General features: G+C 68.2%; 25 protein-coding genes and 1 tRNA gene. 14 read left to right on the top strand and 12 right to left on the bottom strand.

The features are described 5' to 3' along the window. Nucleotides 1-1990: MFS transporter (locus ABE485_RS18540; protein ID WP_346516734.1), on the top strand; the 1990-nt coding region annotated here is incomplete at its 5' end. 57 nt (nt 1991-2047) lie between these two features. Here the strand turns inward: ABE485_RS18540 and alr are convergent. After that, on the bottom strand, nt 2048-3190 hold the full coding sequence (alr, locus tag ABE485_RS18535) for an alanine racemase (protein WP_346516733.1): 1143 nt from the start codon (nt 3188-3190) through the stop codon (nt 2048-2050). A 135-nt stretch (nt 3191-3325) separates the two neighbouring features. Then, a complete protein-coding gene (locus tag ABE485_RS18530) occupies nt 3326-3757 on the bottom strand; it encodes an ATP-binding protein (RefSeq protein WP_346516732.1) in 432 nt (143 codons plus the stop codon). A 154-nt stretch (nt 3758-3911) separates the two neighbouring features. Between ABE485_RS18530 and ABE485_RS18525 the strand changes: the two genes are divergently transcribed. Then, entirely contained in the window at nt 3912-4247 is a 336-nt protein-coding gene (locus ABE485_RS18525) for an STAS domain-containing protein (protein WP_346516731.1), read from the top strand. Between the two features lie 9 nt (nt 4248-4256). On the opposite strand, the gene ABE485_RS18520 is transcribed toward ABE485_RS18525, so the two are convergent. Beyond that, nucleotides 4257-4484, bottom strand: a complete 228-nt coding sequence (locus ABE485_RS18520; RefSeq protein WP_346516730.1) for a hypothetical protein — start codon at nt 4482-4484, stop codon at nt 4257-4259. A gap of 196 nt (nt 4485-4680) precedes the next feature. On the opposite strand from ABE485_RS18520, the gene ABE485_RS18515 reads away from it, so the two are divergent. From ABE485_RS18515 to ABE485_RS18505, 3 genes are all read left to right on the top strand, one after another. Then, a complete protein-coding gene (locus ABE485_RS18515) occupies nt 4681-5610 on the top strand; it encodes an NUDIX hydrolase (RefSeq protein WP_346516729.1) in 930 nt (309 codons plus the stop codon). Between the two features lie 82 nt (nt 5611-5692). Further along, on the top strand, nt 5693-6577 hold the full coding sequence (gene nadC / locus ABE485_RS18510; RefSeq protein ID WP_346516728.1) for a carboxylating nicotinate-nucleotide diphosphorylase: 885 nt from the start codon (nt 5693-5695) through the stop codon (nt 6575-6577). Between the two features lie 69 nt (nt 6578-6646). Continuing rightward, entirely contained in the window at nt 6647-7633 is a 987-nt protein-coding gene (locus tag ABE485_RS18505) for a tripartite tricarboxylate transporter substrate binding protein (protein WP_346516727.1), read from the top strand. Between the two features lie 31 nt (nt 7634-7664). On the opposite strand, the gene ABE485_RS18500 is transcribed toward ABE485_RS18505, so the two are convergent. Beyond that, the gene (locus ABE485_RS18500) at nt 7665-8342 is read right to left on the bottom strand and encodes a tellurite resistance TerB family protein (RefSeq protein WP_346516726.1); all 678 of its coding nucleotides are present in this window, start codon (nt 8340-8342) and stop codon (nt 7665-7667) included. Between the two features lie 171 nt (nt 8343-8513). On the opposite strand from ABE485_RS18500, the gene ABE485_RS18495 reads away from it, so the two are divergent. Continuing rightward, nucleotides 8514-8912 carry an OsmC family protein gene (locus ABE485_RS18495; protein ID WP_346516725.1) on the top strand — a complete coding sequence of 133 codons (399 nt, stop codon included), beginning with the start codon at nt 8514-8516 and terminating at the stop codon, nt 8910-8912. Between the two features lie 43 nt (nt 8913-8955). Here ABE485_RS18495 and fabI read toward each other — a convergent pair whose 3' ends face one another. From fabI to gloB, 3 genes are all read right to left on the bottom strand, one after another. Next, a complete protein-coding gene (gene fabI, locus ABE485_RS18490) occupies nt 8956-9741 on the bottom strand; it encodes an enoyl-ACP reductase FabI (protein ID WP_346516724.1) in 786 nt (261 codons plus the stop codon). Between the two features lie 116 nt (nt 9742-9857). After that, complete coding sequence (locus tag ABE485_RS18485) at nt 9858-11276, bottom strand: transglycosylase SLT domain-containing protein (RefSeq protein WP_346516723.1); 1419 nt, start codon at nt 11274-11276, stop codon at nt 9858-9860. 7 nt (nt 11277-11283) lie between these two features. Continuing rightward, complete coding sequence (gene gloB / locus ABE485_RS18480) at nt 11284-12105, bottom strand: hydroxyacylglutathione hydrolase (protein ID WP_346516722.1); 822 nt, start codon at nt 12103-12105, stop codon at nt 11284-11286. Between the two features lie 18 nt (nt 12106-12123). Between gloB and ABE485_RS18475 the strand changes: the two genes are divergently transcribed. The 7 genes from ABE485_RS18475 to ABE485_RS18445 all read left to right on the top strand — a co-directional run bounded on the left by ABE485_RS18475 (nt 12124) and on the right by ABE485_RS18445 (nt 19269). Next, nucleotides 12124-12903, top strand: a complete 780-nt coding sequence (locus tag ABE485_RS18475; protein ID WP_346516721.1) for a class I SAM-dependent methyltransferase — start codon at nt 12124-12126, stop codon at nt 12901-12903. Nucleotides 12904-12953: 50 nt separating this feature from the next. Continuing rightward, a complete protein-coding gene (gene rnhA, locus ABE485_RS18470; protein ID WP_346516720.1) occupies nt 12954-13415 on the top strand; it encodes a ribonuclease HI in 462 nt (153 codons plus the stop codon). Between the two features lie 179 nt (nt 13416-13594). Beyond that, nucleotides 13595-14677 (top strand): efflux RND transporter periplasmic adaptor subunit, encoded by a 1083-nt coding sequence (locus ABE485_RS18465; RefSeq protein WP_346516719.1) that lies wholly within the window; start codon nt 13595-13597, stop codon nt 14675-14677. 33 nt (nt 14678-14710) lie between these two features. Then, nucleotides 14711-17800: an efflux RND transporter permease subunit gene (locus ABE485_RS18460; RefSeq protein ID WP_346516718.1), complete on the top strand. Its 3090-nt coding sequence runs from the start codon at nt 14711-14713 to the stop codon at nt 17798-17800. Nucleotides 17801-17816: 16 nt separating this feature from the next. After that, complete coding sequence (gene dnaQ, locus ABE485_RS18455; RefSeq protein WP_346516717.1) at nt 17817-18536, top strand: DNA polymerase III subunit epsilon; 720 nt, start codon at nt 17817-17819, stop codon at nt 18534-18536. Between the two features lie 58 nt (nt 18537-18594). Then, nucleotides 18595-18669 (top strand) — tRNA-Val (locus ABE485_RS18450). A gap of 432 nt (nt 18670-19101) precedes the next feature. Then, nucleotides 19102-19269 (top strand): hypothetical protein, encoded by a 168-nt coding sequence (locus ABE485_RS18445; protein ID WP_313625202.1) that lies wholly within the window; start codon nt 19102-19104, stop codon nt 19267-19269. 28 nt (nt 19270-19297) lie between these two features. On the opposite strand, the gene ABE485_RS18440 is transcribed toward ABE485_RS18445, so the two are convergent. The 5 genes from ABE485_RS18440 to ABE485_RS18420 all read right to left on the bottom strand — a co-directional run bounded on the left by ABE485_RS18440 (nt 19298) and on the right by ABE485_RS18420 (nt 23440). Continuing rightward, on the bottom strand, nt 19298-19765 hold the full coding sequence (locus ABE485_RS18440; protein WP_346516716.1) for a YaiI/YqxD family protein: 468 nt from the start codon (nt 19763-19765) through the stop codon (nt 19298-19300). 5 nt (nt 19766-19770) lie between these two features. Then, the gene (locus ABE485_RS18435) at nt 19771-20037 is read right to left on the bottom strand and encodes a hypothetical protein (RefSeq protein WP_346516715.1); all 267 of its coding nucleotides are present in this window, start codon (nt 20035-20037) and stop codon (nt 19771-19773) included. A gap of 42 nt (nt 20038-20079) precedes the next feature. After that, nucleotides 20080-21576: a TAXI family TRAP transporter solute-binding subunit gene (locus ABE485_RS18430; RefSeq protein WP_346516714.1), complete on the bottom strand. Its 1497-nt coding sequence runs from the start codon at nt 21574-21576 to the stop codon at nt 20080-20082. A gap of 2 nt (nt 21577-21578) precedes the next feature. Further along, on the bottom strand, nt 21579-22787 hold the full coding sequence (gene gltS, locus ABE485_RS18425; RefSeq protein WP_346516713.1) for a sodium/glutamate symporter: 1209 nt from the start codon (nt 22785-22787) through the stop codon (nt 21579-21581). 158 nt (nt 22788-22945) lie between these two features. Further along, nucleotides 22946-23440 (bottom strand): GNAT family N-acetyltransferase, encoded by a 495-nt coding sequence (locus ABE485_RS18420; protein WP_346516735.1) that lies wholly within the window; start codon nt 23438-23440, stop codon nt 22946-22948. 165 nt (nt 23441-23605) lie between these two features. Between ABE485_RS18420 and ABE485_RS18415 the strand changes: the two genes are divergently transcribed. Then, nucleotides 23606-24652, top strand: a complete 1047-nt coding sequence (locus ABE485_RS18415; protein WP_346516712.1) for a glycosyltransferase family 2 protein — start codon at nt 23606-23608, stop codon at nt 24650-24652. Nucleotide 24653 lies beyond the last annotated feature (1 nt).

Below are 24653 nucleotides of genomic sequence, written 5' to 3'. Positions count from 1 at the left end.
CGGCAAGGTCGTCGGCGCGGTGGTGCTGTCCGTGGCGAAGGACGCCGCCGCCAGCCGCAGCCTCATCGTGGACAACCTGCAGGTGCTGCTGGCCGTGACGGTCGTCGTGGGCCTGGGGCTGGCCGCCGTGTTCAAGTATGTGGTCCCGCTGACCTCGCTGGCGGCCGGCGGCCGGGCGCGCTTCGTGGTGCCCCTGCTGGCGCTGGTGCTCGCGCAGGGCGTCTACGCGGCCTACACGATTTCCACGTTCCGCAGCGGATGGCTCGAGGTCACGCGCAACAACGTCGGCCTGCTGGCCGAAGGCCTGCAGCGCGACCTGAACCGCGTGCTGGGCTACGGCCTGACGCTGGACCGCCTGCGCGGCGTCGACGCGCCGTTTTCGCGCCTTGCCGCGACCTTTCCCGCCGTGGACCAGATCGAACTGGTGGACAACACCGGCCGCGTGCTTGGCCGCGCCGACGCGCGCGGGCCGCTCGATGTCGCCGGGCTGCCGGCCGCGCGTCCGCAGGCCGACGACCTGACGCTGGTGCTGCCGCTGGGGCAGTCGCGTCCCGATCCGCGGGCGCACGGCGATCTGGTGCTGCGCCTGTCCGGCGACGTCATCGCGGCCGGCGTGCGCAGCCGCGCGCTGGATGCGGTGACGGTCGTGGCGGTCGCGCTGGTCGCGGCCATCGAGATGCTGTTGCTGCTGGCGCTGCTGATGAATCGCGCCTTCGCGGCGCGCGCGGTGTTGCCGGACGGGACGCGGATCGGCCCCGACGATGCGTCGGAAGTGGGCCGCATCGCGCGGCCCGTGATGTTCGGCTACCTGTTCGCATGGGCGTTGCCGCTGGGATTCCTGCCCCTGTATGCGCGCAGCCTGTCGGCGGGCGGACTGGAACTGCCGCCCAACCTGCTGCTGGCGCTGCCCATTTCCGTCGAGATGGGCTGCGGCCTGCTGACCTCGCTGCTGGCGGGCAGGCTGACCGACCGCAAGGGCTGGCAGGTGCCCGTGCTGGCCGGGCTGGGCGTGTCGTGCGCCGGCATGCTGGCCTGCGCGGCCGCGGGCAACCTGCTGATGTTCAGCGCGGCGCGCGGCCTGGTGGGCCTGGGCTACGGGCTGACGTGGATGGGACTGCAGGGCTTCATCGTCACGCGCAGTCCCGCGGCCTATCGCGGCCGCAACATGACCGGTGTCATCGCGGGCCTCTTCGCCGGCCATCTTTCCGGCGCGGCCGTCGGCGCGATGCTGATGGAGCAGGTGGGATTCCGGGCCGTGTTCGGCGTGGGCGCCGCCATGCTGGTGCTGCCCCTGGCCGGCGTGCTGATCCTGATGCGTCCTTACATGGACGCGGGCCGCAAGCTGGCGGCCGGCGCGGCTGCCGGCGCTTCCCGGATCTCGGCCAGCCTGTCCGACACGCTGCGCCTGCTCTGCACGCGCGACTTCGGCCTGCTGCTGCTGGGCAGCGTCATTCCGTTTTCCATCGCGCAGGTCGGCCTGCTGTCTTTCGCGCTGCCGCTGTACCTGGAAGCCGAGGGCGTCGCCGCGTCCAGCATCGGCCGCGTGCTGATGATCTATGGCCTGTGCGTGATCTACGTCGGGCCGCTGATGGGCCGCGTGGTCGACCGCAGCCGCATCAAGAAGAGCTGGATCGTGCTGGGCGGGCTGGTGGGCAGCATCGGCATGCTCGGGCTGTACTTCAACAGCGGGCTGCTGGCCGCGGCCGCCGCCGTGCTGCTGCTGGCGCTGGCCAGCTGCTTTGCCGGCGCGTCGCAATCGCCCTACATGCTGGCCCTGCCCGACGTGCAGCGCTATGGCGCCGCCGGCGCCACCAGCGTCATGCGCGCCGCCGACAAGCTGGGCCAGATGGCCGGGCCGCTCGTGGTGGGCGCGATGTTCGGCGCGGCGGGCATGGGCGCGGGGCTGGCCGCGACCGGCGTCATCTACCTTTGCGCGACCATGCTGTTCCTGCTGTTCGCGCCCGCGCGTCCGCGCGGCGAGGCCGCCTGAACGCGCAGCGTCTGGCCTGACGGCGGGTGCGGCAAAGCCGGGCGAGGTCGGCGCCATTCAGCGCGCGTCGGCCAGTTGCACGGGAACGCGCGCGCTCAGGCCGGTCAGCAGCTCGGCCGCGATCGTGCCCGCTGACGCCGCCACTTCTTCGACGGCCAGGCCGCCCGCGCCCCACAGCGTGACCGGCGCGCCGATGCGCGCGTGCGGCACCGCGTCCAGGTCCACCGCCATCATGTCCATCGATACGCGTCCCAGCAGGCGCGTGCGCACGCCGTCGACGATCACCGGCGTGCCGGTGGGGGCGTGGCGCGGATAGCCATCCGCATAGCCGCACGTGACGATGCCGACGTCCATGGCCTGTGGCACGGCGAACGCGCCGCCGTAGCCCACGCCGGCGCCCGCCGGCACGCGCTGTATGCCCACCAGTTGCGAGTGCAGCGACATGGCGGGGCGCAGATCGAGGTGCGCGGCGCTCGTGTCCGCGAACGGACTGGCGCCGTACAGCGCGAGCCCCGGTCGCACCCATTGCGTGTCCGCGGCGTGCGCGCCGTGCTTGAGCAGGGCGGCCGAGTTGCTGGTGGACACGGGGCCGGGCAAGCCCGCGATGACGTCGCGGAACACCGCGTCGGCGCCGTCCACGCCGTCGGCTTCGTCGGCGCGCGCGTAATGGTTGAGGTGTCCGATTTCGCCGATCAGGCCGCGCCTGGCCATTGCCTGCGCGGTGTCGTACGCGGCGCGGTACGCGTGCGCCGCGAAACCGGTGTGATGGATGTCGCCCGCAAAGCGCAGCCAGACAGCGGGGCGCCGGGCCAGCGGCGCCTGCGCCAGCCAATCCAGCTGCGCGGCATGCGTGATCACGAGATGCAGGCCGGCCGAGTCCACCAGCAGCGCGTCGGCCGGCGAATACAGGCCGCCATACACCAGCACGGGCCCATCCCAGCCCATCTGGCGGCACGCGCGCGCTTCGTCCAGGTGCAGCACGGCCAGACCGTCCGCGCCGCGCAGCGCGGGCAGGATGCGCGCGACGCCATGGCCGTAGGCATCGGCCTTCACCGTCGCCCACAGGCGCGGCGCGGCGCTGGCCGGCAGCGCCTTGCGCAGCCGCGCCAGGTTGTGGGCCACGGCGCCCGGATCGACGCGGGCGTGCAGCGGGCGGGCAGTCAATCCTTCGGGGCGGTAGGGAGCGTTCACGGGCGGCATCGGTACTCAAGCAGCGCGCAATCGGCGCGCAGTCCAAGCATGAGTGACGGATGCGGGGATTTCGTTCGGTACTTTCTGCCTATGAATGGGCAGCGCTTGATAGAGGGGCTTGATGCGCGGGCGCGCGGCCCGTGTTCAGGCTGCGCGCGCGATGAGCGTGAGTCGGTTGCAGCCGCCGGTGCGCGCGTAGCGCAGTTCATGCAGGTAGTGCTGCATGAGGCGCACGCCGTGCCCGCCGATCTCGGCGTCGTCCAGCGATGCCGCCAGCCCTGGCGGCGGCGTCTTGGTGGGATCGTAAGGGCGTCCGTTGTCGACAATATCGAGCGAGATCCACTCGCTGTCCTGGCTGCAGGAAAGCGCGACGCTGGGCGGAGATCCGGCCTGCGCGGGATCGTCGAATGCGTAGGACACGATGTTGGTCAGCGCTTCGTCCAGGCTCAGCGACAATCCGAAGTTCAGCTTGGGCGGCCACGCCTGGCGTTCGGCGATTCCTTCCAGCCACGCCATGGCTGCGGCGACGGCATGCTGGTCGGGAGCGAGATCAAGCGTATCGGGCTGAGAGGGCATGAGGCGCCTTGCGTTCAGGGGTACACGTGCAGGCGCAAGTATGCACGAATGCCCCGTGCCGCGAACAGAGCGCGCATGGCTCGCGTATCATCTCGCTTCGCGCAGCCGCCCTCGTGCGCAGGGTCCGGGCGCCGGTCATTCATCGGGAAACACTATGAGTCTCGCAATAGAGAAAGTCGGAGAAGTGCTGGTTGTCTCGCCCGAAGGCCAGATCAACAGCGGCAACGCCGCGGGCATCGAAGCAGACCTCCTGGCCCACGTCGAAAAGGGCGAAAGCCGTTTCGTGCTGGACCTGTCGAACCTGAACTACATCTCCAGCGCGGGCCTGCGCGTCGTGCTGGTCCTGGCCAAGCGCCTCAAGCAGGCCGGGGGCGCGTTGGCGCTGTGCGCGATGCAGCCGCATGTCCGTGAAGTGTTCGACATCAGCGGCTTCCTCGCCATCCTGACGGTGATGGACACGCGTCAGGAGGCGGTGGCCAAGGTGGCGTGAGGCGCTGCCTCAGCCCTTGCGGTTTTCATAGGACGTATCCAGCACATCGTCCTCCGGGGTGATGATGCCGGGTTCTCCCGGTTCCGCGATGGCGCGGCCGCGGCGCGGCATGCCGGCGACCACCTTGCCGTCTTCCGGCATCGGCAGGACCTCGGTGCCTTTGCGCGGGTCGGCGCAGTGCTTGTCGGGTTCGGCGGGCTTGGGCGCAAGATTGGGATCTGGTGCAGTTTTCAGCATGGTGATCGCTCCGTCTGCGGGCGTCCCAGGATGGCGACGCGCCTGGATTCCGATTCCATCTTAGGACGGTGGCGCGGCCTCGTGGCCGTTTGCGCTGTCACGTTTGCAAGGGGCTGTTGCAGAGCTCCGTCCTTATAATTTCCAGCGCCGCGCGTTGTGCGCGCGCGCCCGGTTTCCTTCATTTTCCTCGCCTACCTTGACCGAATCCGTCGAACGCTCCGTCCATGCCGAACTCGTTGCCGTGCTTGTCGCCGTGACCAACGGCGAGCCGCGCGTGCTGACGACCGACGATGCGCGCGCCCTGCCGGCCGGGCCATTTGAACTTTCGCACCGGTCCCTGCAGGCCGGCCTGCGCGCCTGGGTGGAAGCGCAGACGCATCATCCACTGGGCTATGTCGAACAGCTCTATACGTTCGCCGACGGCGATCGTTCCGACGAGTCCGGCGGCCGGGTCATTTCGGTCAGCTACCTGGGCCTGACCCGCGAAGCCGGCGAGACCGGCGTGGCGCAGGTGGGGTGGCAGGACTGGTACCGCTACTTTCCGTGGGAAGACCGGCGCGCCGGCGCGCCCGCGCTGGTCCAGGACCTGATCGTGCCGCAGCTGGCGGCCTGGTGCGAAGACAGCGCGGACGCGGCCGTGCGCGCGCGCCGCCATCAGCGCGCAGCCATTACCTTTGGCATGGACGACGCGTCCTGGAATGAAGACCTGGTGCTGCAGCGCTACGAACTGCTGTTCGAGGCCGGGATGGTGCCCGAGGCGGCCCGGCGCAATGGCGGGCAGCCTGTGCTGCCGGGGCAACCGATGCGCCACGACCACCGGCGCATCCTCGCCACCGGCATCGCGCGCCTGCGCGCCAAGATCAAGTACCGGCCGGTGGTGTTCGAGCTGATGCCCGAGCAATTCACGCTGCTGCAGCTGCAGATGGCGGTCGAGGCGCTGGCCGGACGCGGACTGCACAAGCAGAATTTCCGCCGCTTCATCGAGCAGCAGGCGCTGGTGGAAGAAACCGGCGCCATGGCCACCGGCACCGCCGGACGTCCCGCCAAGCTGTTCCGGTTCCGCCGCGACGTGCTGCTCGAGCGCGCCATCGCGGGCAGCAAATTGCCGGTTTCGCGGGTGCTCTGACGCTTGACAAGGCTTATGCTCGTCTTTAGCATAAGTGGTGCGCAAACATTGCGCGCCTTTTTTTAACTCACAAATACTCAAAATGAGCATTAAAGCCGCAGTGCCCGCGACGGTTGATCGACTGCCTGTTCCGCCCTTGCCGGAAGTCATGCTGGAGCCGCTGGTGCGCGCGGCATTGCTGGAAGACCTGGGCCGCGCCGGCGACCTGACCACGGACGCCATCGTTCCGGCGGACGCCACGGCGGAAACCCGCCTGGTGGCGCGCCAGGAAGGCGTGCTGGCCGGGCTGGACCTGGCGCGCCTGGCGTTCCGGGTCATGGATCCGGGCATCGAGTTCGCCGTGTCGCGCCGCGACGGCAGCGACCTTGCGCCGGGCATGGAGATCGCGCGCATCCGCGGCAATGCCCGCGCGATGCTCAGCGCCGAGCGCGTGGCGCTGAATTTCCTGTGCCACCTCAGCGGCGTGGCGACCGCCACCGCGTCGATTGCCCGCGCCATCGCCGGCCATGGCGCCCGCGTCACCTGCACCCGCAAGACCATGCCCGGCCTGCGCGCCGTGCAGAAGTACGCGGTGCGCGTGGGCGGCGGCAGCAACCACCGCCACGGCCTGGACGACGCCGTGCTGATCAAGGACAACCACATCGCGCTGGCAGGCGGCGTGGCCACGGCGGTGGAGCGCGCGCGCGCCGGCGTCGGCCACATGGTCAAGATCGAACTGGAAGTGGACACGCTGGAACAGCTGGAAGTGGCGCTGTCCCTGGGCGTGGACGTGGTGCTGCTGGACAACATGAGCCTGGACGACCTGCGCCGCGCCGTCGCCATGGCGCGCGGCCGGGCCATCACCGAGGCGTCGGGCCGCATCACGCCCGAGACCGCGGCGGCCGTGGCCGCCACCGGCGTGGACCAGATCGCCGTGGGCTGGCTGACCCATAGCGCCAAGGTGCTCGACATCGGCCTGGACGCCTGAGTCCGCCGGCCGGCTTTGCTTACCCCTGCGGCGCCGCCACCGGCAGCGCGGCTTTACCTGGCACGCATCATGAAACGTCTGCTCCGCTCCTCTTTATCGCTTCTGGTCTTGTCGTTGACGGCCTGCGGCAATCCGCCGTCGGGCGAAGCGCCGGGCGATGCGTCCTATCCCACGCATCCCATCACCATCGTCGTGACGTTTCCGCCGGGCGGCGGCACCGACCTGCTGGCGCGCCGCATCGGCGCCAGCCTGCAGGAATCGCTGGGGCAGCCGGTGGTGGTGGAGAACCGGCCGGGCGCCAGCGGCAACATCGGCGCGCGCATCGTGGCCGAGGCCCCGCCGGACGGCTATACGCTGCTGATGGTGAACAGTTCGTTCGCGATCAACCCCGGCGTCTACCGCAACCTGGGCTTTGCGCCCAAGAAGGATTTCGCCGCCGTCATCAACGTGGCCTTCGTGCCGTCGGTGTTCGTCGTGCCGTCCGCGTCGCCGCTGCGCAGCCTGGACGACGCGCTGGCGGCCGCCGCGCCCGGCAAGCCCTTGCCGTTCGCGTCCTGCGGCAACGGCACGCCCCAGCACCTGGCGGGTGAAATGCTGGGCCGCGCCACGGGCGCGTCGCTGCAGCATGTGCCATACAAGGGGTGCGGGCCGGCGCTGACGGATGTCGTGGCGGGGCAGGTGGGCATGGGCATCGTGACGGCGTCCAGCGCCGTGCCGCTGATTGCGGCGGGCAAGCTGCGCGCCCTGGCGGTCACGTCGCCGGCGCGCTCGCCGTTGATGCCGACCGTGCCCACGGTGGCTGAACAAGGGGTGTCCGGCTATGCGCTGGACCAGTGGCACGGCCTGCTGACGCCGGCGGCGACGCCGCCCGCGGTGGTCGACAAGCTGAATGCGGCGGTGGCGAAGATCGTGGGACGGCCGGACGTGCAGGCCGCGCTGCGCGAGCAGGGTTTCACGCCCGCCAGCAGCACGCCGCGCGAATTCCAGATGATGATCGGCGCGGACATCGACCGCTACACCGCGCTGACGGAGGCGATCGGCCTGCGGGCGGATTGAGTCCGCCCGCCGCGTCGATGCCCGCGCGGCCTCAGGCGGCTGCCTTGGCGTGCTGCTCGAGCTGTTCCTTCAGGCCCGGCTGCAGCTTGAGCTGGCGCGCAAGCTCGTCCAGGTAGGCGCGTTCCATGTAGCTTTCCTCGTCCACGACGAGCAGGCTGGCCAGGTACATTTCGGCGGCCATTTCGGGCGTCTTGGCGGACTGCGCCACCACGGCGGGATCCAGCGGACGCGAAAGCTCGGTTTCGAGCCAGCGGCGGTCCTGGGCGTCGGACGACAGCTTGGCCAGTTCGGTTTCCAGCAGCGAACGCTCTTCCGGGCCGATGTGGCCGTCGGCCTTGGCCGCGCCGATCATGGCGGTGAGGACGGCGTTGCTGTGCTGTTCGGCCTCGGGCGCGGGCAGGCGGTCCAGGGTCTGGGGCGGGGCGGCGGGCGCGCCGGACTGGCTGCGCTGCCAGTCGCCATAGGCGCGGTAGGCCAATGCGCCCAGCGCCGCCATGCCGCCGTACATCGCGACCTTGCCGCCGATCTTGCGGGCCTTCTTGCTGCCCAGCAGCAGGCCGAGCGCGCCGGCGCCGAGGGCGCCGCCGCCCAGCCCGGTCAGGAACGAGGACCCCTTGCCGCCGGTGGCGTTCTGCACGCGGTTAGTGGTGTCGGATAGCAGCCCCTGTCCGGACTGCAGCAGTTGATCGAGTAATTGCCTGGCGCTCATGCGGCCTCCTTGAATGCATGCGGATGCTGTGGATAGCCATATCGGACCGCCCGGACGCCAGGAAGTTCAGCTTTCCGTCAGCAGCCGGCCCATGCCCGTCAGGACGGCGGCAATGCTACAACGTGGCTGGTGGAGGCCGTCCGGCCGCCCCGTCCCCAGGAGATCCGACCCATGAGCATCCGCGTGCGCCAGAATGCGCCCAAGACCCTGCAATTCACCGCAACGGCCGAAGGCCACGACCTGCCCCTGGCGATGCCGCAGCCGGAGGGTGAAGGACCCGATCCCCACGATTATTTCGATACCGCGCTGGGCGGCTGCAAGGCGATGACGCTGATGGTCTATGCGGGGCGCAAGGGCCTGCCGCTGGAGTCGGTGGGGGTGGAGGTGGTGCGCGACGCCAGCGAGGAGCGCCGCGGCATATACCGCCTGACCGCCAAGCTGACGCTGCATGGCGAACTGTCCGACGCGCAGATCGATGAATTGCTGGCGGTGGCCGAGAAATGCCCGATCCACAAGCTGATGACGGCGGTGGACGTGCAGGTGTCCACGCTGGTGGTGCGGCCGGACTGAGCAGCCGGCCGGGCGGGGCGCCAGGCCCCGCCCGCGGGAAACATTACTCTTCCATGCCCGGGACGATGGTCGAGAAGCCGCCGTCCACGTGGGTGATTTCGCCCGTGACGCCGGCGGCCAGGTCCGACAGCATGAAGGCGGCGACGTTGCCGACGTCTTCGATGGTGATGTTGCGGCGCAGGGGCGCCTGGCTTTCCACGAACTTCAGGATGGCCGAGAAGTCCTTGATGCCGCTGGCGGCCAGCGTCTTGATCGGGCCGGCGGAAATGCCGTTGGCGCGGATGCCGCGCGGGCCCAGCGCCGTGGCCAGGTAGCGCACGCTGGCTTCCAGCGACGCCTTGGCCAGGCCCATCGTGTTGTAGTTGGGCACGACGCGCTCGGCGCCCAGGTACGTCAGCGTCAGCACCGAGCCGTTGCGGCCTTCCATCAGGGGCAGCGCGGCCTTGGCCATGGCGGCGAAGCTGTAGGCCGAGATGTCGTGGGCGATGCGGAAGCCTTCGCGCGACAGGCCGTCAAGGAAGTTGCCGGCGATGGCTTCGCGCGGGGCGAAACCGATGGAGTGGACCAAGCCGTCCAGGCCGTCCCAGTGCTGGGCCAGCTCGGTGAAGGCGCCTTCGATCTGGCTGTCTTCGGCCACGTCGCAGGGCAGCACGATATTGCTGCCGAATTCGGCGGCGAATTCGCCCACGCGGTCCTTGAAGCGATCGCCCACGTAGGTGAACGCCAGTTCGGCGCCTTGCTGGTGACAGGCGCGCGCGATGCCGTAGGCGATGGAACGGTTGGAAAGCACCCCGGTGACCAGGATGCGCTTGCCGGCGAGAAAGCCCATGTGATTGTCCTTTGATTTTTGCCCTTCTGGAGACCGCCTATTTTAGGGAATTTGGCGGTCCAGCGGGCGGGCAAGCGCGGCGCCGGTCAGGGGCGCCGCGTCGTCCGGTGCGGCGGTCAGCCGCGGGCGTTGGTGCCCGGCACGCGCAGCTGGGTGCCGATCTTCAGGGCGCTGCCCTTCAGATTGTTCAGTGCGCGCAGCGCGTCGACCGTGGTGCCGTACTGCTTGGCCAGCGAGAACAGGGTGTCGCCCTGGCGGACCTTGTGGCTGCGGACGTTGGGTCGGGCGCTGGAGACGCGGGCGGCGGGCGCCTGCGCGGCGCGGCCGCGCGGGGCGGCAGCCTTGTTGTCCTGCGGCGCGGAATCCAGGGCGCCGACCGGGGGCGCCAGCGAAGCGAGCTGGACGCCGCCCGTGCCGGGTTCGCCCGGCACCAGCAGCGCCTGGCCGTTGGCCGATTTCTGGCGCCGGCTGATGTCGTTGGTCTCGCGCAGGGAGGCCTCAGACACGCCAAAGCGCTTGGCGATGGCGGCGTAGGACTCGCCGCGGCGCGAGTGGTAGACCTTCCAGGCGGAGAGGTCGCCCTTGTAGTTGGTCAGGTTGGCGTTGAAGATTTCGACGCGGTCGGCCGGCAGCAGCAGGGTGGGGCCGTGGTCGCCGCGGATGACGGGACGGTTGAACGAAGGATTCAGCGCCTTGAACTCGTCGAGCGGCATTTCGGCCAGCTTGGCGGCGATTTCCAGGTCGATGTCGCTGTTCTTTTGCACCGTCACGAAGTAGGGCGTGTTGCCCACGGGCGGCAGCGCCACCGCGTATTTCTGCGGGTCGGCGATGATGTTCTTGATGGCCTGCAGCTTCGGAACGTAGTTGCGGGTCTCGTCCGGCATGTTCAGCGACAGGTAGTCGGTGTTCTGGCCGGCCGCTTCGTTCTTGGCCATGGCGCGCTGCACGGAGCCTTCGCCCCAGTTGTACGAGGCCAGGGCCAGGTACCAGTCGCCCTGCATTTCAAACAACTTTTCCAGGTAGTCCAGCGCCGCGTTGGTCGAGGCGATGGGATCGCGGCGTTCATCGCGCCACCAGTCCTGCTTCAGGTTGAAGTGCTGGCCGGTGGCCGGCACGAACTGCCACAGGCCCGAGGCCTGCGCACGCGACAGGGCGGTCGGGTTGTACGCGCTTTCCACGAAGGGCAGCAGCGCCAGTTCGGTCGGCAGGCCGCGGCGGTTGATCTCGTCGACGATGAAATACAGGTATTTCCCGGCGCGCTCGGCCATGCGCTGCACCGCCTCGGGGTGGGACGCGTAGTAGTCGGTCCACTGCTGCGAGAGGTCGGTGTTCAGGTTGGGGATGGCGAAACCGCGGCGGATGCGGTCCCAGGCGTCGGCGGGCGGGTTGGTCAGGTCAACCGTTCTGGACGTGTCCCGGGCGATGTAACGCCCTTGGGAATTGGTGGTGAGGTTCTTGCTATCGGGGGCTTTGGTTCCTGCGCAACCGGCGAGGACTGCCAGCATGAGCGGCAGAAGGAGTCGGGATAGATTCATCAGGTTGTCACTTGAAATCGTTCTTCCATTCACGAAGGGAGGCAAAGACCTCTACCGGCGTATGCTGGCTGCGTCCGGCCCGGTTTGCGGCGGCCTGGACGACGTCGGGCTGCTGCGTGCGCAGGAACGGATTGGTCGCGCGTTCCTGCCCGATGGTCGAAGGAAGCGTGGGTATTCCGTCCGCGCGTAATTGCTGGGCCCGCAGGTTCCACTCTTGCAGGCTGCGGTTGGCCGGTTCTACCGCCAAGGCCCAGCGCAGGTTCGCTAGAGTGTACTCGTGCGCGCAAAAAACCTTTGTATCGGCAGGTAAAACAGAAAATTTTCCCAAGGAATCATGCATTTGCGCGGGAGTGCCTTCGAAAAGGCGGCCACAGCCGCCGGCGAACAGGGTGTCGCCGCAGAACAGGACCGGCTCGAGGCCGGCCGCCCGGCCCACGTACGCAATGTGCCCGGCGGTGTGGCCCGGCACGTCCAGCACGGCCAGGTCCAGGTCCAGTTCGGGCAGCGTCACGCGGTCGCCCTCGGACAGCGGCACGTCGCAGCGCGGCAGGCGTTCATGCGCGGGACCATATACGGTGATGCCCTCGATGCGTGACAATTCGGGAACGCCGCCCACATGGTCGCCATGGTGGTGCGTGAGTAGAATGGCGCGCAGCCTCAAGCCTTGCTGCTCAAGAAACCGCAGCACCGGGCCGGCCTCGCCGGGGTCCACCACAGCCGCCTGGCCGTCGCGCACGATGGCCCAGATGTAGTTGTCGGAGAATGCTGGCAAAGGCAAGACCGCGGCGTTGCGTTCGCGGCCGCCTGCGGGGGCGGTCAAGGCTTGCATGGGACTCGAAGGAAAAAAATGGCAGAAGATACTCCGCCGATTGTAGAACTGGCCGAATGGTTCCAGACTCCGCCGGGCCAGTACGCCCTGGCCTGGGAGCGGGCGCAGTTCGACGCGGCAGTGGCGGATGTCTTCGGATATTACGCCTGGCAGGTCGGGCTGGCCGACGTGAATCTGCTCCGGGCCAACCGCATGCCGTTCAAAGGGTACGTGGGCACCGAGACCCCGATGCCCGAAAGCATGGCCGGCTGGCAGTCCCGGGTGGTCGTCGCCCAGCCCGATGCCCTGCCGTTCGAATCCCAGAGCGTGGACCTGCTGATCCTGCCCCACGCGTTCGAATGCACGTCCCAGCCCCATAACGTGCTGCGCGAAGTCGAGCGCGTGCTGGTGCCCGAGGGCCGGGTCGTGATTTCGGGCTTCAATCCCTGGAGCATGTGGGGCGCGCGCACCCGGATGCCCGGCATGGAGCCGTGGCTGCCCCAGCCGCCGTCGTCCCAGGTATCGCTGGCGCGTCTGAAAGACTGGTTCAAGCTGCTGTCCCTGGAGGTCGACGAAAGCCAGTTCGGCTGCTACGCGCCCGCCTGCCGCAGCGAAAAATGGCTGCAGCGCTGGAGCTTCCTGGAATCGGCCGGCGCCCGCTGGTGGAGCCTGGGCGGCGCCGTCTATATGGTGTCGGCCGTCAAGCGCGTCACCGGCATGCGTATCATCGGGCCTGCCTGGAAAACCAAACCCAAGCGCGCGCGCGCCGCTTCCGTGGTGGTCAACCGCCAGGCGGACGACGGCTTCGACCGCTCCTGAGCGGCCGGGCCCGCATCACATTGCACGAACAAGGAACATCAAGCGGCACCATGCAGGACAACAAACCGAACGAGCAGAAAGTGGAAATGTGGACCGACGGCGCCTGCAAGGGCAATCCGGGTCCGGGCGGCTGGGGCGTGCTGATGCGCGCCGGCGCCCACGAGAAAACGCTGCATGGCGGCGAACTCCAGACCACCAACAACCGGATGGAGCTGCTGGCCGTCATCGAAGGGCTGCGCGCGCTCAAGCGTCCCTGCGTCGTCACCGTCCACACCGATTCCCAGTACGTCATGAAGGGCATGACCGAATGGCTGGCCAACTGGAAGCGGCGCGGCTGGATGACGGCCGACAAGAAACCGGTGAAGAACGCCGAACTCTGGCAGGCGCTGGACGAACAGGTGCGGCGCCACCAGGTCGGCTGGAAGTGGGTCCGCGGCCACGCCGGCGATCCGGGCAACGAACGGGCCGACCAGCTGGCCAACATGGGCGTGGAAGCCGCCAGGCGCGCCTGACGGCATCCGGATATACCCTCGAATCCGCCCCAAGGGGCGGATTTAGTTCTTTCATCCGGCTACTGGATTGTTCCAGTATGTAAATTCGGGTGCTAAAGTGCCAACCCTCCTTCCAGTTCCTGCGGCGTCGTCCGAGTGTGGCATGCCGGGCCCGCGCCGCAATACCGCCACATCCGTGCATGAAAAAAGCTGTACTGCTGGCCGCTGTCGCGGCAGGGTTGGCCGCGGGGGCCGCGCTCGGCGTTTTCGTGCCGCGCTGGCTCGCGCCCGCCTCCACGCCCGCCCCGGCCTCCGCCAAACCTGCCGCCGCGCCCGCGGCCCCCGCCCGGGTGGCCGTTGCCCAGGTCCAGGAAATTCCGTTTGCCCGCGGCCTGTCGGCGGTGGGCAGCCTGCGTTCCGATGAATCCGTCGTGCTCCGGCCCGAGGTCGCCGGGCGCATCCAGGCCATCGAATTCAAGGAAGGCCAGCCCGTCAAGCAGGGCCAGTCGCTGATCCGCCTGGACGATTCCGTGCCGCGCGCGGAACTGGCCCAGGCGCGCGCCAACCTCACGCTGGCGCAAAGCCATTACCGTCGCGCCGTCGAACTCCAGGGCAAGGGCTTCGTCAGCCAGCAGGCGCGCGACGAATCCGCCAGCACGCTGAAGGTGCAGGAGGCCGCCGTCGCGCTGGCGCAGGCCCGGCTGGACAAGATGACCATTTCGGCGCCGTTCGCGGGCATCGTCGGACTGCGCAGCGTGTCGGTGGGCGACTACGTCAACCAGGGGCAGGACCTGGCGCCGCTCGAGGCGATCGATCCGCTCAAGGTGGACTTCCGCGTGCCGGAAATGTATCTGAGCAAGGTGGGCGTGGGCCAGCAGCTGACGCTGCGGCTGGACGCGTTGCCGGGCCAGGAACGCAAGGGGGTGGTCTACGCCGTGAGTCCGCTGATCGACGCGGGCGGCCGGTCCATCCTGCTGCGCGCCACCGTCGCCAACCAGGATGGGGTGCTGCGGCCGGGCATGTTCGCCCGGGTGCAGTTGCTGTTCAACCAGGACAAGGCGCTGGTCGCACCTGAAGCCGCGCTATCGCCGTCGGGCGAAACGCAGTACGTTTACCGGGTCGAGAACGGCGTCGCGCAACGGCGCGAGGTGACAATCGGCGAGCGCCGCGAAGGCCGCGTCGAAATCCTGACCGGCGTGGCCGTGAACGACAAGCTGGTGGTGTCGGGCCTGCAGCGCGTGACGGACGGCGCGTCCGTGACCATCGTGGGCAACGGCCAGTGACGCCGGCCACTCTACCTATTCAGCGATAGCGCCATGCGTATCTCGGAAACCTGCATCAAGCGGCCGGTGTTTGCGTCCGTCCTGTCGCTGATCATCGTGCTGATCGGCCTGATCTCTTATTCGCGCCTGACCGTGCGCGAATATCCCAAGATCGACGAGCCCATCGTGTCGGTGGACACCACCTATAAGGGCGCATCGCCCGAGGTGATCGAGTCCCAGGTGACCAAGCCGCTGGAAGACCAACTGGCCGGCATCGAGGGCGTGGACGTGATGACGTCGCGCAGCCGTTCCGAGCGCAGCCTCATCAACATCAAGTTCAACCTGTCGCGCAACCCGGACGCCGCGGCGGCCGAGGTCCGCGATAAGGTCTCGCGCGCCCGGCGCTTCCTGCCGGATGAGATCGACGAGCCCATCATCGGCAAGGTCGAGGCGGACTCCCAGCCCATCATCTATATCGCCGTGGAGTCGGGGTCGTATTCGGCGATCCAGACGTCCGACTACATCAACCGCTACATCAAGACCCGCCTGTCGGTGCTGCCGGGGGCGGCAGAGGTCCGGGTTTTCGGCGAACGCCTGCCGTCCATGCGCATCTATGTCGACCGCGACAAGCTGGCCGCCTATGGTCTGACCGTGCAGGACGTCGAGGCCGCGCTGCGCAGCCAGAACGTGGAAATCCCCGCCGGCCGCATCGAATCGCGCGCGCGCGAATTTTCGGTGGTGTCGGCGACCGACCTGCAGACGCCCGCCCAGTTCGAGGACGTGATCGTCGCCAACGTGAAGGGCTATCCGGTGCGGCTGCGCGACGTGGCCAAGGTCGAGATCGCGGCGGCCAACGACCGGGTGCTGTCGCGCTTCAACGGCAAGCCTGCCATCAATATCGGCGTCACGCGCCAGTCCACGGCCAACCCGCTTGAACTCTCCAAGGCGGCGCGCCAGGAAGTCGAACGGCTGAACGAAACCCTGCCGGCCGGCATGAAGCTGAACATCGCGTACGACTCGTCGGTGTTCATCGAGCGCTCCATCGATTCCGTGTTCCACACCATCGGCGAAGCTATCGTGCTGGTGGTGCTGGTGATCTTCTTCTTCCTGCGCAACCTGCGCGCCAGCATCATCCCCATCGTCACCATCCCGGTGTCGCTGGTGGGCGCCTGCGCGCTGATGTATCTGTTCGGTTTCTCCATCAACACGCTGACGCTGCTGGCCATGGTGCTGGCGATCGGCCTGGTGGTGGACGACGCCATCGTGGTCCTGGAGAACATCTACCGGCACATCGAGGACGGCATGCCGCGCAAGGAAGCGGCGCTGCGCGGCTCGAAGGAAATCGGCTTCGCGGTGGTCGCCATGACCATGACGCTGGTCACCGTGTATGCGCCGCTTGCGTTCGCCACGGGCCGCACCGGGCGGCTGTTCATCGAATTCGCCCTGGCGCTGGCGGGCGCCGTGCTGGTCTCGGGCTTCGTGGCGCTGACGCTCACGCCCATGATGTGTTCCGTGCTGCTGCGGCACCAGAGCAGCCACAGCCGCTGGTACAACCTGATCGAAGGCTGGCTGAACGGCATGAGCAACGGCTACCGCCGCATGCTGGGCGCGTCGCTGCGGCATCGCTGGGTGGTGGTCGTGATCGGCCTGGCCGTGGCCGCGGGCAGCGGCGTGCTGTTCAAGGTGGTCAAGAGCGAGCTGGCGCCCGTCGAGGACCGGGGCGTGGTCTTCGGCATCGTCAATTCGCCGGAAGGCGCGACCCTGAACTACACGCTGGACAGCATGCTGGGCATCGAGAAGTTCTACGCCGACATCCCCGAAGCCAGCGGCAGCCAGGTCACGGTGGGCTTTCCGACGGTCACGGACGGCACCGCGATCCTGCGCCTGAAGCCGTGGGAACAGCGCGAGCGCAAGCAGCAGGCCATCACGCAGCAGCTGCAGCCGCAGTTCGCGTCGCTGCCCGGCGTGCGCGCCTTCCCGACCAATCCGCCGTCGCTGGGCCAGTCCGCCCGTTCCAAGCCGGTGGAATTCATCATCATGAGCCAGGCCTCGTACGAAGAGCTGTCGCGCCTGACCGAAATCTTCCTGGCCGAACTGCGCAAGTATCCGGGGCTGCAGAACCTGGACACCGACCTGCGCCTGAACACGCCCGAACTGCGGGTGCGCGTGGACCGCGACAAGATGGCCGACGTGGGCGCCAATGTGGACACCGTGGGCCGCACGCTCGAATCCATGCTGGGCGGGCGCCAGGTCACCCGCTACAAGGACGAGGGCGAGCAGTACGACGTGATCGTGCAGGTGACGCCGCGCGACCGCGCCAATCCCACCGACATCTCCGGCATCTACGTGCGGGCGCGCGACGGCAGCATGGTCCAGCTGGACAACCTGCTCGGCGTCCACGAAGGCGTGTCGCCGCAGTCGCTGAACCACTTCAACCGCCTGCGGGCCGTGAAGATCGACGCCGCCGTGGCGCCGGGCTACGCGCTGGGCGAGGTCCTGACCCACATGCACCAGGTGGCGCGCGAAGTCCTGCCCAACACGATCGTGACGGACCTGGACGGCCAGTCGCGCGAGTTCCGGGATTCGTCGGGCAGCATCTACCTGGTCTTCGCCATGGCGCTGGCCTTCATCTACCTGGTGCTGGCCGCGCAGTTCGAAAGCTGGCGCAATCCGTTCATCATCATGCTGTCGGTGCCGCTGTCCATGACGGGCGCGCTGCTGGCCCTGTGGCTGACGGGCGGCACGCTGTCCATCTACAGCCAGATCGGCCTGATCACGCTGGTGGGGCTGATCACCAAGCACGGCATCCTGATCGTGGAGTTCACGAACCAGCTGCGCGACGAGGGCAGGGAACTGTTCGATGCCGTCATCGAGGCCAGTGTGCTGCGCCTGCGCCCCATCCTGATGACGACGGGCGCCATGGTGCTGGGCACCGTGCCCCTGGCGCTGTCGACCGGCGCGGGGGCGGAATCGCGCCAGCAGATCGGCTGGGTCCTGGTCGGCGGGCTGATGCTGGGTACACTACTGACCTTGTTCGTCGTGCCGGTGGCCTACACGCTGATTGCCACCGCACGCAAGAAGTCCGGCAGCGAAGCGCACCACGCGCCCACGCCGCCGGCTTCGCAGCCCCAAGCGTCGGAATAGAAGCGTCGGAATAGTTATGCGCCAGATCATCTTTGACACGGAAACCACCGGACTGGACCCTGCCCAGGGCCATCGCATCGTCGAAATCGGCTGCGTGGAGCTCGTCAACCGGATGTCCACCGGCAACAACCTGCACATCTACCTGAACCCGGACCGCGACAGCGACCCCGAGGCGCTGGCCGTGCACGGCCTGACCACGGAATTCCTGTCGGACAAGCCGCGTTTCTCGGAAGTCGCGGACGAATTCGTCAAGTTCATCCAGGGCGCCGAACTGATCGCGCACAACGCCGCGTTCGACGTGAAGTTCTTCAACGCCGAACTCGCCAAGACCGGCCGCGGCCCCATCAACGACTACTGCGAGACCGTCACCGACTCGCTGCTGCACGCCCGTTCGCTGTTCCCCGGCAAGCGCAATTCCCTGGACGCCCTGTGCGACCGCTTCGGCATTTCCAACGCCCACCGGACCCTGCACGGCGCATTGCTCGACTCGCAATTGCTGGCGGAAGTCTGGCTGGCCATGACGCGCGGCCAGGATGCGCTGCTGATCGACGTGGACGACAGCGCCGGTGCGGGCAGCAACGGCGTCGTGCTGGCGAAGTTCGACGCCTCGGGGCTGCCCGTGTTGCAGGCCAGCGCGGACGAACTGGCCGAACACGAAGCCTACCTGGGCGCCCTGGACAAGGCCGTGAACGGCGAATGCGTGTGGCGCAAGATGGACGCGCCTGTCGCCGCCTGAACGATTCCCGGACGACTTGCACACGTTTAAAAAAACGTGCTATTATTTCGCTTCTTTGGGGTGGTTAGCTCAGTGGTAGAGCACTGCCTTCACACGGCAGGGGTCACTGGTTCGAACCCAGTACTACCCACCAAAGACCCTTCTTAAGGCTTTCCAGCCTTTGAAGAGCCCCGGAAAGCAATGCGCCGCCAGCGGTTCAAGTATTGCGATCAAGACGAAAAGTCAGGGCAGAAAGCAAAAAGCCAACCTTCATCGGTTGGCTTTTTTGTTTTGGGCTGGGGCGTATGCGTGCGATGTGTAGCGCGATGTGCAAATACCAACGCGAAACCCAATGCAAACCCCATTGCCTTGCCCGCCGCGGGGCTATTCATTAATCTCCTGATTTGCCGCAAGCCCGCTTTAGCTGGTTGCGCCAAACCCGTACGATGCCTGTCTATCATTGGTCAAAGCGATAAAAAAGCAATGAATAAAGGCGGCGGTCGATCTCCCGGTTAATCCCCGGCGGATTCATCGCCGGGCGTTTGGCAACGCCGATTGGCACACCCATCGGCAACAGGAGAAGAATATGGGCCCGCACACCAACACCATGCTCATCATCATCGTCACCGGCGTGGCGCTCATGCTGATCGGTTTCGGGTTTCGCGACCGGAATCTTGGCATGGCACTGATGGGCCTGGGCCTTGTCACCGCCATCGGCGCCATCCTGTACAAGGCCTACATCACCTTCTACTGAAGTCCGCCGGCGGCATGCGCCGCCGGATTCAGCCGTTCTGCGCCTGTTGCCGGGCCGCCCGGGACAGCAGGGTGTCGAGCTGGTTCGCGAACGCCTTGCGGTCGGCCTGGCTGAATGACGGCGGGCCGCCCGTATCCACGCCGCTTGCGCGCAGCTCTTCCATCATGTCCCGCACGGCCAGCCGCTCGCGGATAGTCTCCGGCGAATAGCGTTCGCCGCGGGGATTGAGCGCCATTGCGCCTTTTTCCAGCACCTGCGCGGCCAGCGGAATATCGCCGGTGATGACCAGGTCGCCGATGTTCGCGCGTTCGGCGATGTGCGCATCGGCCACGTCGAAGCCGCGCGGCACCTGCACGGCGCGGATCAGCGGCGACGGCGGGGTGTACAGCGCCTGGTTGGCGACCAGCGTCAGGGGCACCTGCCAGCGCTGCGCGGCGCGGAAAAGGATGTCCTTGATGACCGCGGGGCAGGCGTCCGCGTCGACCCAGATGTGCATTGCGCTCAGGCGCCCAGCGCTTTCTGCAGTGCTTCGGCCACGATGTCGTTGGTCGACACGCCGCGTTCGGCGGCTGCTGCGCGCAGCTTGTCGGCCTGCGCCTGCGAGAGCTTGAGCGGGAAGGGGACCAGGCCGGCGGCCTGGTCCAGCTTGCGCTGTTCGCGGCGGTCGGGCGCCTGCGAGGCGGCGCCGAAGCGGTCGGGCGTGGCTGACTGCTTGAGCTGGCCGGCCAGCTTGAGGGCCTGGTTCTTTTGGAGATCGAATTTATTCATCGGAATTCCTGATAGGGAGCGCCATCATAAGCGCAACCGGGCTCAGCGCGGTTTGCCGTGCTCCAGCGCCGCGATGCCTTCCTCCGCGCCGTCGTGCAGCGGCACGCTCAGGCCGAGCCGGGCGGTGGCCACCGACACCTGCGAACCCTGCGCCGACCCGGCGGCCAGCAGGTCCTGGCCCGTCTGATACACGGCGCGCACGACCACCAGCGCCTCGTCGCGGGTCAGGTCGGTCGTGGTGAGCATCAGCGCCGCCATGCCAACGGTGGGAATCCGTTCCGGCTGGTTGGGATAGGTGCCCGCGGCGATGTCCAGCGGCATGAGCACGCTGTTCTCCGAGGTCAGGGCCTTGATGGCGGCCGGGTCCAGCGGCAGCAGTTTCAACTGCGCCTGGGCCAGCGCGTCGCGCAGCGGGGTGGCCGGCACCCCGATCACCTGGGCGGCGGCGTCCACGGTGCCGGCGCGCAACGCCGGCAGCGCCGCCACGAACGGTGTGTCCGCCACCATGTAGTCGCGGCCGGACTGCAGGCCGTGCGCCGCCAGCACCGTTTCCAGCGTGGCGCGCACCGCCGATCCTTCCGGCCCGAGCGCGATCGTCTTGCCTTTCAGGTCGCGCACGCCGCGCAGCGCGGGATCGTCGCGTACGACGATGTGGACCATTTCCGGGTAGAGGCTGCCGAGGGCGCGCAGGCCGGAAAACGGTCCCTGTTCCGCGAACGGACCCTTGCCCTCATAGGCCATGCGCGCCGTGTCGGCCTGGGCCAGCGCCACCACGGCCGCGCCGCTGCGCAGCAGCGCGATATTGTCCGCGCCGCCGCCCGTGATCAGGGGCGACACCCGGACCTGCCGCGCGCGCGCCACGTCGCTCAGCGCACGGGCAAAGGCCAGGTACTCGCCGCGGTCCGGGCCGCCGGCCAGCGGATAGCCCTGCTGCAGCCGTGACAGCCGGCCGTTGATGCGGGCCACCGAGCGTTCCAGTTCCTGCTGCACCACGTGCTGCGCCGTGCTGGAAGCGCTGTAGGAAACCGAATGCGTGATCTGGTCCAGCGTGTCGAGCAACTGGCGCGTCACGGTTGGTGGGGCGCCCGTGTCCAGCGACGGCGCCTCGGCGGCCTTGAAGCCCGCGGGCGTCACCAGCTTCCAGGCGCCGTCTTCCTGCCGGTAGATGGCGCTGGCGTGCGCGACGATACGGTCTCCCGCCTGGTTGCCGCCGGATTTCACGCCGCTGATGCTGCGCGGGCCGGCGCCCAGCAGCGTCACCAGCGAGGCCGCGCCGGGCTGGTCCCAGGCGCCCAGCGAAATGTCGCGGGCCAGTTCCAGTTCCACGTCGTAATAGACCACGCGCCGGGTTTCACCCGCCGGGGCGGTGCTGTCCGAGGCCGATCCCATGCGCCTGAGGTCGGCGATGCGGAACAGGTCCGGACCATAGGTGGCGCTCAGGCTGTGTCCGACGTCGGCGCGCAGGACGTCGGCGTCGGGCGCCCGGCCGCAGGCGGCCAGCATCAGGCACAGCGCAAGAAGAAGCAGTCTTTTGAACATGGCTACATCCCTCCCACGAACGGCAAGGGAATGAGGGAACTCAGGACAATGACGTTGAGGATGTCGACCAGGAAGGCCCCCGTGACCGGCACCACGATGAAGGCCTCGGGCGCCGGCCCGTGGCGGCGCGCGAGCGCCTGCATGTTGGCGATGGCGGTGGCGGTCGCACCCAGCGCAAAGCCGCAGAAGGCGGCGGACATGATCGCGGCTTCGTAGTCCTTCTTGAGCAGCCGGAACACCACCCAGGCGGCGTAAACGGCGCAGGCCAGCGTCTGCACCGCCAGCATCAGGGCCAGCGGCCCGGCCAGGCGGGCCACGCTGGACAGGTCCAGCGTCATCATCGTCATGCCCAAAAAGAGCGACAGCGAAATCGTGCCGATGATGTCGGTGGCGCGGTCATCCAGCCTGATGCCCACGAGCGGGCCCGCGTTGCGGATCACCACGCCGGTGGCCAGGCACCACAGGAAGTTGGGCAGGCTGACTGGCGCATCCTCGACCAGGGCCGCCACGACGCCGCCCACGACCAGGCAGACAAACGCCGCGGTCAGGGAGAAGATGAAGGTGCCGGCGGTGGGAGGCGGGTGGTCTTCGTTCAAGTCCGCCGCCTGGTGGCCTTCGCCGGCGGCATGATCCAGGCTGCCGGACACCTTGTTGCGCCGCATGATCCATTCCGCGACCGGGCCGCCCACGACGCCGCCCAGCACCAGGCCCAGCGTGGCCGCCGTCATCGCCAGCGCCATCACGTCCTGGATGTTGTTGATGTCGGCAAAGCGCGACGCGTAGGCCGCGCCCGTTCCGTGGCCGCCCACCAGCGTGATCGTGCCGCCCAGCAGGCCCATCAGCGGGTGCATGTCCAGCAGCCACGCCATGCCCAGGCCGACCGCGTTCTGCAGCACCAGGAACGGCACCAGCGCCAGCAGGAAGGCAATCAGTCGGGGGCCGCCCTTGGCCAGCAGCTTCAGGTTCGCGGTCAGTCCGATGCAGCCGAAGAACAGCAGCAGCAACGTGGGCTTGACGCTGGTTTCCAGCGAGACGGAGACGCCTCCCCAGGTCGAGAGCATGTAGGCCAGCACGGCGAACAGCAGGCCGCCCACGATCGGATCGGGAATGCTGTAGCGCGCCAGGATGCCGATCCGCGTGGTCAGTACGCGCCCGATGACGAGCACCAGGCAGCAAGCGAGAAAGGATTGAACGGGCGAAAGGGAGAGCATATGAACCTTCGCGCCCGCAGGGGCGCCGCTAAGGGCCAGATCGGGGTATTCGAACCGTTGCTGCCGCATCGCTCGCGGACTGCGAACCTATCTTACGGCTGGTGCCGCGCCGCTGTACATGGGCAGGGGGCAGGGGCGCCACCAGCCGGCGAGGTTGCTCAGAGGGGGAAGGCGCGCGACATGTAACGGGCGCCCGCGCCATAGCCCGCCAGCTTCGCGGCCAGATCGCCACCCTGGGCCGCGACAGGCGCGTAGCCCAGCCGCAGCCAGTAGCTTGCCGCCGACGCCAGGGATACCAGGCTGGCGCGCCGGCAGCCGTCGGCCATCGCGTGTCCGGCGGCGGCGCCCACCAGGGCCCGGCCCACGCCCAGGCCCTGGGCCGAGGGCACGACCGCGCAGTCGTGCAGGAACCAGTGGTCGGCGGCGGGCGGCAGGGCGTCCAGCGGCACGTCCAGGGCCGGCGGCAGGCCGGCGTCCCAGGGGTAGGAGACCAGGTAACCCAGCAGGTGTTCACCCGTTTCCGGCTGCGCGACCCAGCAATAGGGCTGCGCAAGCGCGAGGCGGTTCAGGAAGAAACCGGCGCTTTCCAGCAGGAACTCGGGATAGGCCAGGGCCTGGGCATCGAGGATGGCGTCCACGTCGCCGGGCAGCATGGGGCGGACTTGGTATTGCATGACGACCTGCGGTCACAGGGAATTGAGCGCCATTTTACCGGGCGGCCCCTGCGCGCCGGCGTTCCGGGCCATTTCATGAAAATTCGACGAGGCCCTCCGCATACTGCGATGCATCGAGTTCCGCGCACCGCTTTTCCTCGCATCATGCAAATCCAATTCCGGTCCGATCCGCTGCCGCAGCCCCCACTGCCCAAATCCCTGCCCCTGAGATCGGTGTGGCCCGCGCCCGCCGCGAGCGTGCCGTACGACACGCGCGTGACCTGCGTCATCCCGTGCCTGAACGAATGCGAAAACCTGCGCGTGCTGCTGCCCATGCTGCGCAACCGGCTGGCCGCGCTGTGCACCAGCTGGGAGATCATCGTGGCCGACGACGGCAGCACGGACGGCACCGACGCGCTGATGGCGGAATGGACCGAGCACGACGGCTTTCGCCACGTGCAGCTGTCGCGCAATTTCGGCAAGGAAGCCGCGCTCAGCGCCGGGCTGGAAGCCGCCAGCGGCAATGTGGTGATCTGCCTGGACGCCGACCTGCAGCATCCGCCCGCGCTCATCGAACAGATGCTGGCGCGCTGGGCCGCCGGCGCGGAAATGGTCTACGCCGTGCGCGAAAGCCGCGACGACGAATCCTGGCTCAAGCGGTCGGGCGCGCGCTGGTTCTACAAGCTGCTCAGCAGCGCGCGCGGCGTGGACGTGCCGGCCCATGCCGGCGACTTCCGCCTGATGGACAGGGGCGTGGTCGACGCGCTGATCGCCTTGCCCGAGCGCACGCGCTTCATGAAAGGCCTGTACGCCTGGGTCGGATTCAAGGGCGAGGCCTTGCCCTACACGCCCGACGAGCGCCTGCACGGCGGCAGCCGCTACAGCGGGCTGCGCCTCTTCCGGCTGGCGCTGGACGGCCTGACGGCCTTCACGACCTGGCCGCTGCGCCTGGTCAGCCTGGTCGGGGTGGCGTTCGCCGTCCTGGCGCTGGCGTATGCGGTATTCCTCGTGGGCGACTACCTGGTGTCCGGCAACGCGGTGTCCGGATGGACCACCATCGTCACCGCGGTGTTGTTCTTCGCGGGCGTCAACATGATTTCGCTGGGCGTGGTGGGCGAGTACGTGGCGCGGATCTTCGACGAGGTCAAGGGCCGGCCCCTGTTCGTCGTACGGCGGCGCCGTGGCCGGCCGGCCGGCAAGGCGCAGGGCTGAC

The organism is Achromobacter spanius, from assembly GCF_039673305.1.
Lineage (GTDB): Bacteria > Pseudomonadota > Gammaproteobacteria > Burkholderiales > Burkholderiaceae_B > Achromobacter > Achromobacter spanius_F.
Note: the sequence above shows the minus strand (reverse complement) of the source record. Positions and strands in the feature narration are given on the sequence as shown.